This is a genomic window from Pedobacter polysacchareus (assembly GCF_019802255.1).
GTDB lineage: Bacteria > Bacteroidota > Bacteroidia > Sphingobacteriales > Sphingobacteriaceae > Pedobacter > Pedobacter polysacchareus.
On sequence record NZ_JAHYSS010000002.1, the window covers coordinates 571,103 to 584,686 of the forward strand.

The 13,584-nt window shown below is 40.9% G+C and carries 13 protein-coding genes; 8 read left to right on the top strand and 5 right to left on the bottom strand.

Translation table 11 applies throughout. The features are described from left to right. Positions 1-374: 374 nt before the first annotated feature. Both K7X70_RS06355 and K7X70_RS06360 read right to left on the bottom strand, forming a co-directional pair. The gene (locus tag K7X70_RS06355) at positions 375-1,082 is read right to left on the bottom strand and encodes an LOG family protein (RefSeq protein ID WP_062547368.1); all 708 of its coding nucleotides are present in this window, start codon (positions 1,080-1,082) and stop codon (positions 375-377) included. 18 nt (positions 1,083-1,100) lie between these two features. After that, positions 1,101-2,609 (bottom strand): sodium:solute symporter, encoded by a 1,509-nt coding sequence (locus K7X70_RS06360; protein ID WP_222536252.1) that lies wholly within the window; start codon positions 2,607-2,609, stop codon positions 1,101-1,103. A gap of 78 nt (positions 2,610-2,687) precedes the next feature. On the opposite strand from K7X70_RS06360, the gene recR reads away from it, so the two are divergent. The 3 genes from recR to K7X70_RS06375 are packed head-to-tail and all read left to right on the top strand — an operon-like array spanning position 2,688 to position 4,972. Next, a complete protein-coding gene (gene recR / locus K7X70_RS06365) occupies positions 2,688-3,305 on the top strand; it encodes a recombination mediator RecR (RefSeq protein ID WP_062547370.1) in 618 nt (205 codons plus the stop codon). A 5-nt stretch (positions 3,306-3,310) separates the two neighbouring features. Beyond that, a complete protein-coding gene (locus tag K7X70_RS06370; protein WP_222536253.1) occupies positions 3,311-4,126 on the top strand; it encodes an SDR family oxidoreductase in 816 nt (271 codons plus the stop codon). A gap of 3 nt (positions 4,127-4,129) precedes the next feature. Next, positions 4,130-4,972, top strand: coding sequence for an alpha/beta hydrolase (locus K7X70_RS06375; protein ID WP_222536254.1), 843 nt, complete (start codon positions 4,130-4,132; stop codon positions 4,970-4,972). A gap of 14 nt (positions 4,973-4,986) precedes the next feature. Here K7X70_RS06375 and K7X70_RS06380 read toward each other — a convergent pair whose 3' ends face one another. Continuing rightward, positions 4,987-5,952 (bottom strand): ion channel, encoded by a 966-nt coding sequence (locus tag K7X70_RS06380; RefSeq protein ID WP_222536255.1) that lies wholly within the window; start codon positions 5,950-5,952, stop codon positions 4,987-4,989. A 199-nt stretch (positions 5,953-6,151) separates the two neighbouring features. Between K7X70_RS06380 and trpD the strand changes: the two genes are divergently transcribed. The 4 genes from trpD (at position 6,152) to trpA (ending at position 9,931) form a co-directional block, all read left to right on the top strand. After that, positions 6,152-7,138 carry an anthranilate phosphoribosyltransferase gene (gene trpD / locus K7X70_RS06385; RefSeq protein WP_222536256.1) on the top strand — a complete coding sequence of 329 codons (987 nt, stop codon included), beginning with the start codon at positions 6,152-6,154 and terminating at the stop codon, positions 7,136-7,138. Continuing rightward, a complete protein-coding gene (locus K7X70_RS06390) occupies positions 7,138-7,857 on the top strand; it encodes a phosphoribosylanthranilate isomerase (RefSeq protein WP_222536257.1) in 720 nt (239 codons plus the stop codon). The genes trpD and K7X70_RS06390 overlap by 1 nt, the downstream gene beginning before the upstream one ends. Positions 7,858-7,973: 116 nt before the next feature. After that, positions 7,974-9,155 (top strand): tryptophan synthase subunit beta, encoded by a 1,182-nt coding sequence (trpB, locus tag K7X70_RS06395; RefSeq protein WP_222536258.1) that lies wholly within the window; start codon positions 7,974-7,976, stop codon positions 9,153-9,155. A gap of 8 nt (positions 9,156-9,163) precedes the next feature. Continuing rightward, the gene (trpA, locus tag K7X70_RS06400) at positions 9,164-9,931 is read left to right on the top strand and encodes a tryptophan synthase subunit alpha (RefSeq protein ID WP_222536259.1); all 768 of its coding nucleotides are present in this window, start codon (positions 9,164-9,166) and stop codon (positions 9,929-9,931) included. Here the strand turns inward: trpA and nhaA are convergent. Together nhaA and K7X70_RS06410 are read right to left on the bottom strand one after the other, a co-directional pair. Then, positions 9,921-11,102 (bottom strand): Na+/H+ antiporter NhaA, encoded by a 1,182-nt coding sequence (gene nhaA / locus K7X70_RS06405; RefSeq protein ID WP_222536260.1) that lies wholly within the window; start codon positions 11,100-11,102, stop codon positions 9,921-9,923. The two genes, trpA and nhaA, sit on opposite strands and share 11 nt — an antisense overlap. A 39-nt stretch (positions 11,103-11,141) precedes the next feature. Next, positions 11,142-11,762 carry an L-threonylcarbamoyladenylate synthase gene (locus K7X70_RS06410; RefSeq protein ID WP_062547379.1) on the bottom strand — a complete coding sequence of 207 codons (621 nt, stop codon included), beginning with the start codon at positions 11,760-11,762 and terminating at the stop codon, positions 11,142-11,144. A 77-nt stretch (positions 11,763-11,839) separates the two neighbouring features. On the opposite strand from K7X70_RS06410, the gene K7X70_RS06415 reads away from it, so the two are divergent. Then, a complete protein-coding gene (locus K7X70_RS06415; protein ID WP_222536261.1) occupies positions 11,840-13,504 on the top strand; it encodes an FMN-binding glutamate synthase family protein in 1,665 nt (554 codons plus the stop codon). Positions 13,505-13,584: the final 80 nt, after the last annotated feature.

The following is a 13,584-nucleotide window of genomic DNA, read 5'->3' on the forward strand; positions in this document are numbered from 1 at the left end:
AAACCCAAATCTAGTATCCATTTAATCATTATGAAATTAAGACTTAATGGTCATGAAATCAGTAATTAATCATCATGAAATTAAGACTTAATGGTCATGAAATCAGTGATTAATCATCATGGAATTATGGCTTAATGGTCATAAAATCAGTAATTAATCATTATAGAAGCAGCGCTTAATTAAGTGAAACACCTGCGACCTTACTTAGTTATCATCGAAAAAAAAGATAGTTGATCACCCGACATTCAAATTTTTCGCCCTTCAGCGAAAGATTTGAGGAGGGGAGCAACTATCTTTTTTTAGCGTACCCGAATTAATCCTGGCAAAAATATTGTGTTCAGCATACTGAAACTTGAAACACCAACCAGTAAATCTTAGAAATTCGGTTTTAACACATACTTATCATAGAACCTGAAAATATGCTCAGCAGCTTCTTCTGCTGTATCTACTAACCTAAACAGGTTCAGATCTTCCGCATGAATGTTATGTTCTTTATTCAGCATGGTTGAAGTAATCCAATCTACTAAACCACCCCAGTACTCTTTTCCTACCAATACAATCGGGAATCTGGCAATTTTGCCAGTCTGAATCAAGGTAATCGCTTCGAAAAGCTCATCCATTGTGCCCATACCACCAGGTAATACGACAAAACCTTGTGAATATTTCATGAACATCACTTTCCTGATGAAGAAATAATCAAATTCTAATAACTTATTATGGTCAATATATTTGTTGTGGAACTGTTCAAAAGGAAGGTCAATGTTTAAACCTACAGACTTTCCTCCATTCATGTGCGCGCCTTTATTTCCTGCTTCCATAATTCCGGGGCCACCACCGGTGATCACGCCATATCCGCGTTCTGTAAGCAACCTGCCACATTCTACTGCAATCTCATAGTACTTATTTGTTTCCGCTGTTCTCGCGGATCCGAAGATAGACACACATGGGCCAATTTTCGCTAATTTCTCAAAGCCATCTACAAATTCTGCCATGATTTTAAAGATCTGCCAGGAATCCGTAACTTTTATTTCCTGCCAGTTTTTGTTCTCAAATGCACTTCTAATTTTCTCTTCACTTGTCATTCTATAGATATTTAGTTCTTAAAATCTGGTTTGCAATGCTGTTTTTTTACTGATCAGCAACAGTCCGATAAAGGTGATCAATCCGTTCACCAGAATCAGTTCCACACTAAACGTATATCCGCCAAGTAAAGTGGCAGAGTTTGCGTTGAGCAGGTAACAAATCAATGGTGATAGGATACATACTAAAGGTACTAATTTATCATGAAGTCCTCTGTTCTTCATGAAAAGGCCAAAGCTATATAAGCCAAGTAGTGGTCCATAAGTATAGGAAGCTACTTTAAAAATCCCTTTAACCACTGACTCATCATTTAAAGTATTGAAAACAATGATCACCACAAACATCAGCAGCGAAAACGCAATATGTACCAGGTGTCTTTTCTTTACAGCTCCATCCGCATTGGCATTTTCAGCCTTAGCCATGTGCAGGAAATCTACGCAGAACGAGGTTGTTAATGCGGTTAATGCCGAATCGGTGGTGGCAAATGTTGCCGCCGTTAAGCCCAGCATAAAAACGATGGCCGGTACTACACTTAAATGGTTGAGTGCAATTTCCGGGAAAAGAAAATCCGTTCTTGGTTTTCCAGTGATGTGATCCAAAGGAATCTGAATGCCGTTTTTAGTTGCATAGATATATAACAAAGCACCTACACTCAGGAAAAAGATGTTTAGGATCACAAAGATGCCAGTGAACGTAAACATGTTTTTTTGTGCCTCCCCAATAGTTTTCATACTCAGGTTTTTTTGCATCAAATCTTGATCCAAACCTGTCATCGCAATCGTAACAAATACGCCTCCAATGAACTGTTTACTGAAATGGAAGCCATTGGTCATGAAGTCTTCGTAAAAGAAAATCTTGGAATAACCACTTGTTTTAATGGCTTCAAAGGCTTGCGGGATATTCATATTCAGGCTGCTGCAGATGAAATACAGCGTCAGAAAAACTGACAATACCAGGAAAAACGTTTGCAGCGTATCTGTGATAATAATTGTTTTTAACCCACCTTTGAAGGTGTAGGACCAGATGAGCGCCAAAGAAATCAATACCGTTACCCAAAATGGAACCCCATAACTGTCAAAGATAAAACGCTGTAAAACAATTACCACCAGGTATAAACGGAAAGCGGAGCCTATCGTTCTACTGATTAAAAAGATGGATGCAGCCGTCTTATAACTGTAAAAACCCAACCTTTGTTCGATATAGCTATAAATCGAAGTCAGCTTCATCCGGTAATATAATGGCAGCAATACTGTTGCGATAATGATAAATCCGACCGCATTTCCCAATACAAATTGAAAGTATTGGAATTGATTGCCGGAAGGTGCACCTACTTCTCCGGGAACGGAAATGAAAGTCACACCGGATAAAGCAGTACCAATCATCCCAAAAGCAACCAGGTACCATTTTGAATTTCTATTTGCAATAAAGAAGGTAGCATTGTCTGATGATTTTTTGGAAGTAGCGAAGGCGATAACGATCAATAGCAGGAAATAACCAATCAAAAAAGACAAAAGTATAGCTGGGCTCATAGTATGTTTTTAGCAGCTAAATGTAAGAAAATCATATTTTAAAAATCAAATAACGGAAGATAAATATAAATTTGTAAAATGAACTTTTCATCCAAGCTTCTCGAAGACGCTGTCAACGAATTTTCTAAGTTACCGGGAGTCGGACAAAAGACGGCATTACGCTTGGTATTGCACTTGTTAAACAAGGAACAGGAAGAGGTTTCTAACTTCGGGAATTCCATTATTAAACTGAGACAAGAGATCAAGCATTGTGCAGTTTGCCATAACATTTCGGATCATGTACACTGTGAAATCTGTACCGCTAACAAACGGGATAAAGAAATTATTTGTGTGGTAGAAGATACCAGAGACGTGATGGCTGTAGAAAATACCTCGCAATATTTTGGCGTTTACCATGTATTAGGAGGTTTAATCTCGCCAATGGATGGTATCGGCCCGGCTGATCTTTTTATTGATTCCCTGGTGCAGCGTGTGGCAACCAGTCCGGTTAAAGAAGTGATTTTAGCATTGAGTGCAACCATGGAAGGAGATACCACTCTTTTTTACCTTTATAAACGTCTTAAAGATTTTCAAATCCCGATCACAGCTATTGCTCGGGGAATCGCCTTTGGTGGTGAGCTGGAATATGCAGACGAAATCACCCTGGGCCGCTCTATCATTACAAGGGTGCCTTATGAAAACTCATTAATCAAATAATCAGCATGGATTTTAAGAATAAAGTAGTCATCATTACCGGGGCATCTTCCGGTATAGGAAAAGCTTGTGCCGAAGAATTTGCCAAACGTGGTGCAAACCTTGTGCTTGCTGCCCGTCAGTATGTAACCCTTTGCGAAGTTACTGCCGATCTGGAAAGTAGATACGGCATTCGTGCGGTTGCTGTTCAAACGGATGTGAGTAAAGAGCAAGATTGTGAGGAATTGACTAAACAAGCCGTACTCAGTTTCGGTAAGATCGACATTCTGATCAATAATGCTGGTTTGTCGATGCGCGCATTGTTCAATGACCTTGACCTTTCTGTCTTGAAAAACCTGATGGATGTGAACTTTTGGGGCACTGTATATTGTACAAAATATGCTTTGCCAGAAATTTTGAAAACCAAAGGCAGTATTATTGGCGTATCTTCTATTGCAGGTTACCGCGGACTGCCCGGACGTACCGGGTATTCGGCTTCAAAATTTGCCATGAATGGATTTATGGAGTCTTTAAGGACAGAATTGTTGAAAACTGGAGTACACGTGATGGTGGCTTGTCCTGGTTTTACCGCTTCAAATATCCGCGTTACAGCATTGGGAAAGGACGGTGCTGCGCATGGGGAAACTAGTATGGAAGAAGGTAAAATGGTGACTGCCGATGTGGTAGCAACCACTATTGTGGACGGCATTGCGGCAAGAAAACGTACATTAATCATGACCGGACAGGGTAAATTAACCGTCTGGCTTAATAAATTGTTACCTGCGTTGACCGATAAATTGGTGTTCAACCACTTTACCAAAGAGAAAAACGCATTGATAAAATAACACATGAAAACCAAGGTATTACTGATGCTATTCGCTTTCTTAGGACAAATATTCACTTCTGCTGCCCAGATCAGCGTAGAAAAAGAGGTTGATTATGCTCAGGAAAAAGGGAAGGCCAGTAACCAGTTGAATATCTATTACCCGGCAGATACGGTCGCTAAAAAAGGAGTGGTTATTTTCATTCATGGAGGATCCTGGAGCAGTGGTAAAAAGGAAACTTACTGGTGGCTAGGTAGAAATCTTGCACGTAAAGGACTGGTTGCTGTCCTCCTAAATTATGGATTAGCCCCCGATCAGGAATATCCGCAAATGGCGGCTGACTGTGCAGCTGCAGTAACCTGGGTAGCTAAAAATATAGCACGTTACGGTGGAAATCCAGAAAGACTATTCCTGATGGGACATTCTGCCGGTGGTCATCTTGCAGAACTGATCAATGCAGATCCTCAGTACTTAAAAGCTGCAGGATATCAAGGTAAAATTAAAGGGATGATCTTAAATGATGCTTTCGGCCTGGATATGAATGAATACCTGAGCAAGGCAGATCACGATGATAATTATTACAATTTCCTGCGCACGTTTACGGAAAATCCGGAAATATGGACGAAAGCCTCTCCACTAAATTATGTGCAGCAAATCAAGAACCCTCATCTGATTTTTTACGGGGAAAAAACATACCCAGCGATACAAATACAATCAGAACGTATTCAAAAGCAGTTAACTGCAGAGCAGGTGCCGAGTTCAATCTATGTGATCAAGGGTAAAAAACACGTGGGCATGATTAGTCAAATGATTTTTGGAAGCAACCAGCTGTACCAAAAGATCCTTGATTTTGTAGCAAAGAATTAATTTGAAGCAAAGCACTAAACCTCTTTAACCGAATCGCCTGAATCAGTTGATTCTATTGCTCCGATTCTGGAAAGATCAATGGCAGTTCTGCCATTACCATCTTTGGAGAAAATATTTGAAAATTTAGCGTGATGCATTATGTCTTCATCGCGGTAAGAAGTTCTCGTATGTACAGTTTGCGAAAATGTATCATCAAAAGCTTTCAGTAAAACAAGAATTTCTACTTCTGCATTCGCAAGATCCTGGGCTGTTTTCTGGAAAATCGGACTATGCTCATCAATAGGATGAACCACCGTCCAGCTTAAGGTCAGCAGACCAATTTTCGCTCTTTCCAATTCTAGTGGATAAAACCTGCGCGAAACTTTTCCATCGACCATTTCATTGTAAGACAGCACCACCTGAACTTCAATTTCTATCAGCTGGTTGTTCCGTAAATTGGCCAGTCTGAACATGAGTCCTTTGCCTTCCTTATAAGGCGCAATCACCATTTTATCACTGTAAATGATCTTGGCATTAGGTCTGGAAAAACGGCCGTACAATAGGCCTGTAGCCAATGCAAAGGCCAGCAGTCCCAGCATCGACTCGAAAGCTGCCACACAACTCGTGATAAAACCATCCGGACTAATGTGTCCATATCCTACAGTAGAGATCGTTTGTGCGGAAAAGAAGAACGCATCAAAAAAACGATCCCTGGGAGTGACTCCACTAGCACCCTGTAAATGTTCGATGCCAATCCCGACATAGATCAAGGCAAAAAACGTGTTCACCAACAAGTAAACAATCAGGATGATCAGCAGAAACTTTTTCCAGGACATGGAAATCAGCCAGTTATAGGTATCCGCAGTTCGGAACAGTGGAAGGCCAGTTCGTTTGACATTAGAACTGCCATCAGCATTCATTAATCTTTGATTCGAGGTAACCGGTTGGTTACCAAATCCTAAATCGTCGTCGATTTGTGATTTTCGTTTAAATAATGCCATAATTCCTTACTAATTTTAAGAAAAATTTTGCAATTATTAAAAACTATTACATCTTTGCTTTAGATGATACAAACAAACGTACTTAATCTTTGGTGGTGGCACAACGCATTAGCGTAGTGTAACCCCCTGTCTGAACGTTTTATTTACATAAAAATATTTTGAGGGTTGCTATTAAGGCAGCCTTTTTTGTTTTATACCCATGAAGAAAATACTAAACCACTTATTTGAAAACAAGACCTTCAGCAGAGCTGAAGCGCAAAGAATATTGACCGCTATTGCTTTAGGTGAGTTTAATACTTCACAGATTGCAGCGTTTATTACGGCCTATGGCATGCGTAATATTACGGTGGAAGAGCTACAGGGATTCAGAGATGCGATGTTGGAGTTATGTGTCAAACTAGATTTCTCCGACTATGAGCTGGTTGATCTTTGTGGGACTGGTGGTGATGGTAAAGATACCTTTAACATCTCTACACTTGCTTCTTTCGTAGTTGCTGGTGCTGGTCATAAAGTGGCAAAACATGGTAATTATGGCGTGTCTTCCGGTTGTGGTTCTTCTAATGTGATCGAATATCTGGGCTATAAATTCACAAGCGATCCTGATACATTAAAGAGAAGTCTGGATACTTCAGGAATTTGCTTTATTCATGCACCATTGTTCAATCCAGCCATGAAAACGGTAGCTCCAATTCGTAAAGAGCTTGGCGTAAAAACATTCTTCAATATGCTTGGGCCAATGTGTAATCCGGCACAGCCTAAAAATCAATTGGTAGGTGTGTTTAGTCTGGAATTAGCTCGTTTATATGCTTACTTATATCAGGATACCGATAAGAACTATACCATTCTTCATGCGGTGAATGGTTTTGATGAAGTTTCTTTGACCTGTGATTATAAAGTCTTCAATAAAAAGGGAGAAGCCCTGGTAAAGGTATCAGATATTGGTTTTGAAGAGATGGATGAAGCGCTGATTAAAGGCGGAGATACTGTGGCCTCTTCTGCGGAAATATTTATGAACGTATTAAACGGAGCGGGAACAGATGCACAGCACAATGTGGTCTTGTGTAATGCAGCTCTGGCTATTCAGACCATCAGCGATACTAAATCTTTTGCCGATTGTTTCTATGAAGCCGAAGAATCATTGTTCAGTAAAAATGCGTTGAAACGCTTTAAAAGCCTGGTTGGGTAATGAGTACTCCGCAATTGAAAATATGTGGGATGTTACATCCTGAAAACCTCAGGGAGGTTGCGGCGTTACAGCCAGATTACCTGGGTTTCATCTTTTTTAAAGGCTCTAAAAGATATGCCGGAGCAGTGTTGCCGGAAGTATTGGCAGCCTTACCTGAAAACATAAAGAGAACTGGCGTTTTTGTCAATGAAACGCTGGAAACAGTGCTCAGCCTGGTTGATAAATACCAATTAAACGCAGTGCAGTTACATGGTGCAGAAAGCCCGGAATATTGCAGGGCATTGAAAGTTAGGCTAAGCGAAATGAAAGCATCAGATTCAGCTGAGCTAAACGTAAATTCAATAGCTGCAAGAACGGAAGCAAGTGGAAAAACTGAAACAACTGGAAAAGTACAGCTGATCAAAGCTTTTGGTGTCAGCGAGGCCTTTGATTTTAGTCGGTTGAATCCATATTTAGGAGCTGTAGATTATTTTTTATTTGATACACAGACCCCGGATCATGGAGGTTCAGGCAAACAGTTTGATTGGCAGCTGCTGACAAAGTATACCTTGGATCTACCTTACTTTTTAAGCGGTGGAATAGGTGTTGAAAGCGCAGAAATGCTGAACACCATTGTAGACCACAGGCTGTTTGCTATTGATGTAAACAGCAAGTTTGAAATAGAACCAGGCTTAAAAGACCTGGAAAAACTGAAAGCATTTAAAAGCAAATTATTATAAACTGCTGCCCTAATGAATATATTAAATAAAGGTCAGTTAACCCATACAAATGATCCCGGATCATACCTGTAATTAAAAAAGAGGTCAGGATCAATAAAAGAAATAAGAACAAGATTATGAACTATTTTGTAAACGAAAAGGGATACTTTGGAGATTTTGGAGGAGCATACATCCCTGAAATGCTGTATCCTAATGTAGAGGAGTTAAGAACCAGATACCTGGAAATTATCGCTGATGAAGGCTTTCAAAAGGAGTTTCATCAACTGTTAAAAGACTATGTCGGCAGGCCTTCGCCATTATACCTGGCGAGACGCTTATCTGAAAAGTATGGAACCAATATCTTTTTGAAAAGAGAAGATTTGAACCATACCGGAGCACATAAAATCAACAACACCATTGGTCAGATTTTAGTAGCAGAGCGTTTAGGAAAAAAACGCATCATTGCAGAAACCGGTGCAGGGCAACATGGGGTAGCTACCGCTACAGTATGTGCATTGCGTGGTCTGGAATGTGTAGTTTATATGGGAGAAATTGACATCCAGCGTCAGGCACCAAATGTAGCCAGAATGAAAATGTTGGGTGCAACAGTTGTATCCGCAACTTCTGGTAGTAAAACATTGAAAGATGCAACTAATGAGGCCATGCGCGACTGGATTAACAACCCAATCGATACCCATTACATCATTGGTTCTGTAGTTGGCCCGCATCCTTATCCGGATATGGTGGCTACTTTTCAATCAATCATTTCTGAAGAAACAAAAAAACAATTACTGGAGCAGACCGGTAATGATCAGCCTGATTACGTATTGGCTTGTGTAGGTGGTGGAAGTAATGCCATGGGGATGTTCTATCATTTCATTAACGATGAAAATGTAAAATTGATCGCAATTGAAGCTGCCGGAAAAGGGGTAGACAGCGGCCATTCTGCAGCAACGACTGCTTTAGGTAAAGAAGGCGTATTACATGGCAGCAGAAGCATCCTGATGCAAACAGCAGACGGACAGGTAATTGAGCCTTACTCGGTGTCTGCTGGTCTGGATTATCCTGGTGTTGGTCCTCAGCATGCGCATTTGTTCAAGACCAATAGAGGTCAGTACGTTTCCGTAACGGACGATGAAGCTTTGCAAGCCGGTTTATTACTGACACAATTGGAAGGTATTATTCCTGCAATTGAAAGTGCACACGCCCTGGCATATTTAGAGAAAATGAAGTTTACAGGTAAAGAAAATGTAGTGATTTGTTTGTCCGGAAGGGGAGATAAAGACATGGATACCTATATGAAGTATTTTGGTTTATAAGAACAGCAATGAATAGAATTAATAAGTTATTTCAAGAGAAAAAAAACATACTATCCATCTATTATACCGCGGGTTACCCGAACTTAGGGGATACAGTGGCCATTGCAGAGGAGTTGGAAAGATCTGGTGCAGACCTATTGGAAATTGGATTTCCATATTCAGATCCTGTTGCCGATGGACCAGTGATTCAAGCCAGCAGTAAAAAAGCTTTAGATGAAGGAATGACGCTTAAATTGTTATTTGAGCAATTGAAAGACCTGCGTAAAACGGTGAGTATCCCGGTTTTACTAATGGGATATGTGAATCCATTATTGCAATATGGCGTGGCTAACTTTTGTAAATCATGCGCAGAAGTAGGAGTAGACGGTTGTATTGTTCCTGACCTTCCAATGGCAGAATACGAAGAATTATATGCAGAAGATTTTAAAGCACACGGCTTAACCAATATTTTCCTGGTTACCCCTCAAACTGCACCGGAAAGAATCCAAAAGATCGATGGTTTAAGTAATGGCTTCATCTACCTGCTGTCGTCATCTGCAACTACCGGACAAAATTTAAGCGTGTCTGAAGGTACAGAAGCTTATTTCTCCAGAATTGCAGACTTAAAACTAAAGAACCCAACCATGATTGGTTTCGGGATCAGCAGCAAAGAAACCTTTGATAAAGCTTGTCAGTATGCTAACGGAGCCATCATCGGGACTGCCTTTGTGAAAAGCCTGAGAGCCGATGATGTATCCGGTAGTGTAAAAGAATTTATGAAAACTTTTAAGCCGTAAGCGCTTTCTTTTTGTGGATTGATTTCAAGTAGATAAAGCCTGTTAATCCAGCAATTATTGAAGCACATAGGATGGCAAATTTGGCCTCCGTCACGTGCATCTCGTCGCTGAAAGACAATAGGGAAATAAAAATCGACATGGTAAAACCGATTCCGGCAAGCATCCCCAATCCGATGATGTGCTTCCAGCCGGATCTGGAAGGTAAAGTCCCTAGTTTGAGCTTTACCGCCACCCATGAAAATAAAGTCACCCCTATTGTTTTTCCGACAAATAAGCCCAGGATAATTCCCATTCCAAGCGGCGAAACCAACCCACCCAGCATCTCTTTCTGAAAAGTAATGTTGGTATTTGCTAAAGCGAAGATGGGCATGATAAAGTAATTTACCGGACCGTTTAACAGGTGTTCCAGTTTTTCCAACGGAGATTCAATATTTGTCTTGTTGCAAGGAATAGTGAAAGCTAATAATACCCCTGCAATAGTCGCATGAATACCGGAATGATGGATGAAATACCAAAGGAAAATACCTGGAATGAGGTAAAAATATAATGCTTTTAAGTTCAGATAATTAAACAGGAATAAGACGGCCAATACGCCAGCTGCCATTAATAAGTAATCAAAATGAACCTCACTAGTGTAAAAAACGGCAATCACAAGGATGGCCCCAAGGTCATCTACGATCGCTAGGGCTGCTAAAAATACCTTTAAAGAAGTAGGTACGCTCTTGCCCAGCATAGAAATAATGGCCAGTGCAAAGGCAATGTCAGTAGCCATTGGAATACCCCATCCGCTCGCAGTGGGAGATCCTGTATTGAATGCAAAGTAAATTCCGGCGGGAACCAGCATTCCGCCTAATGCGGCAATAACAGGTAAAGAGGCTTTCTTCAAAGAAGACAACTCTCCTTCCAGTAGTTCTCTTTTGATCTCCAGACCCACCAAGAGGAAAAATACAGCCATTAAAGCGTCATTGATCCATGCAGATACGGTATAAGAGATGCTGGTGCTGCCAAAATTAATCCCTAATTCGGTAGTCAGCAGATTTGCAAATCCTGTACTAAAAGAGGAGTTTGCGATAAATAAAGAGATTGCTACACAAACCAGCAGGATAATTCCCCCAATTTGTCCGGAACGGAAAAAATCCCTGAATGCTTGTAAATTTAATAGTTTCGCCATGCGCTAAAGATAAGATTCGAGCTGGAGTTAGGCAACAGTTTAAAGGAGACTTTCCAGATCGCCTTTACCTTCACGGATAATTTCAAAGGTTCCGGAAGTACAATCTACCACTGTAGAAGGTTCATTATCACCGTAACCACCATCAATTACCAGGTCTACGCTGTCTTCATATTTTTCATGGATTAATTCCGGATCTGTAGAATATTCAATCACTTCATCATCGTCCCTAATAGAGGTCGATAAAATCGGGTTTCCCAGCATTTTCACAATTTCTCTGGCAATGTCATTGTCTGGCACCCTGATCCCTACTGTTTTCTTTTTAGAGCTCAGCAGCTTGGGCACATTGTTACTCGCATTAAAAATGAAAGTAAAAGGGCCGGGTAGGGCTTTCTTCAAGACCCTGAACGTAGCGGTATCTATCGGTTTGACGTAATCTGAGATGTGTCTCAAATCAGAACAGATAAACGAGAAATTAGCCTTCTCAGGCTTGATGCCACGTAGTCGACAAATTTTCTCTACTGCTTTTTGATTGGTAATGTCGCAGCCTAATCCGTAAATAGTATCAGTGGGATAGATGATGATGCCTCCTTTTTTCAAGACTTCAACAACTTCTTCAATTGCTTTAGGATTTGGATTTTCAGGATAGATTTTTATGAGCATGTGTAAATTTACACAATCTTTATACCGATTTTGGTTTATTGTTGTTGTAATGGTAGGTTTTCATTAAATTATCCTTTATGAGAAAAGCTTTTATCGCAATTGCTGCATTTTTGGTGAGTGCTACGCTGATGATCAGTTTCGCCTGGCCACCTTTTTATTGGGCATTTATTTTTATTGGCCCAATCATTCTGCTTGGAATCTATGATTTATATCAGCCCAAGCACAGTATAGTCAGAAATTATCCGGTATTGGGTAGATTAAGGTATCTGGCGGAAGACCTCCGTCCAAAAGTATACCAGTATTTTGTGGAAAGTGATACCAATGGAAAACCTTTCAGCAGGCTAAACCGATCGCTCATTTACCAGCGTGCAAAGCGGGAGAATGACACGATCCCATTTGGAACCCAGCTCGATGTTTATGAAAATGGCTATGAATGGCTAAGCCATAGCATCGCAGCCATCAGTCATACGGAATTAGATGAAGATCCGCGAGTATTGGTTGGCGGACCTGAATGTAAGCAGCCTTATTCGGCTAGTATTTACAACATCTCGGCGATGAGTTTTGGTTCTTTAAGTCAGAATGCAATTCTGGCGTTAAATGGAGGGGCAAAACTAGGAAACTTCGCCCACAATACCGGAGAAGGTGGAATCAGTGATTACCACGCCGGGCCCGGCGGAGATTTGATCTGGCAGATTGGTACCGGTTATTTCGGCTGCCGTCACCATGATGGAACCTTTAATTTCGAAGCTTTTGGAGAAAAAGCGAAAACAACGCAAGTGAAAATGATTGAAATAAAACTTTCCCAGGGGGCTAAACCCGGGCATGGCGGGATTCTGCCGGCAAAGAAAGTGACCCCTGAAATTGCCAGAATCCGTTTGGTAAAAGAAGGTTTTGACGTGATCTCTCCACCAGCACATTCGGCTTTTAAAACACCTTTAGAACTGGTCGCTTTTGTGCAAAAACTAAGGGAATTATCGGAAGGTAAGCCTATCGGTTTTAAACTTTGTATTGGCAGAAGATCCGAATTTTTTGCCATATGCAAGGCGATGTCTGAAACCGGAATATATGTAGATTTTATTACCGTAGACGGGGGGGAAGGCGGAACGGGTGCAGCACCACAGGAATTTTCAAATGCGGTAGGAATGCCATTAAGAGAAGGCGTTGCCTTTGTTTACGATGTGCTGACCGGCTTTAACTTAAAACAGCACATTAAAATTATTGCTTCAGGGAAAGTGGCTTCAGGTTTCGACCTGATAAAAAACATCGCCCTTGGCGCAGATTTATGTAACTCTGCAAGAGGAATGATGTTTGCCCTGGGGTGTATTCAGGCCTTGGAGTGTAACAGTAATACCTGTCCGACAGGTGTAGCCACACAAGACCCAAGTTTGATGAAAGGTTTAGTAGTAGAAGATAAAAAGGTACGGGTACATAATTTTCATAAACTGACGGTAGGCAGTGCGGTAGAATTATTAGGTGCTGCGGGTTTACAGCATACTTATCAGCTTAGCAGGGCTTATATCAACAGGAGGATCGCTCCAAATGTGATGCAGTCTTATATGGAAACTTTCCCTTATATCCCGGAAGGAAGTTTATTGAAAACACCTTATCCACTGCGTTTTGAATTGGGAATGGCATTAAGTACCTCGAGCAGTTTTGCGCCTACGGATTATAAGGTTTCGATTGTGGATTATGCTCACGCGAACTCCTTCAATGATCAGCTTCCAGCTGCAGGGCAAAGTTAAACAACGCGCTGCTGGGCAGAAATAAAAGGCTGCTGAGCAAGGAAGACAAATAAAAAGGGCAGGATTTTTGAAAATCCTGC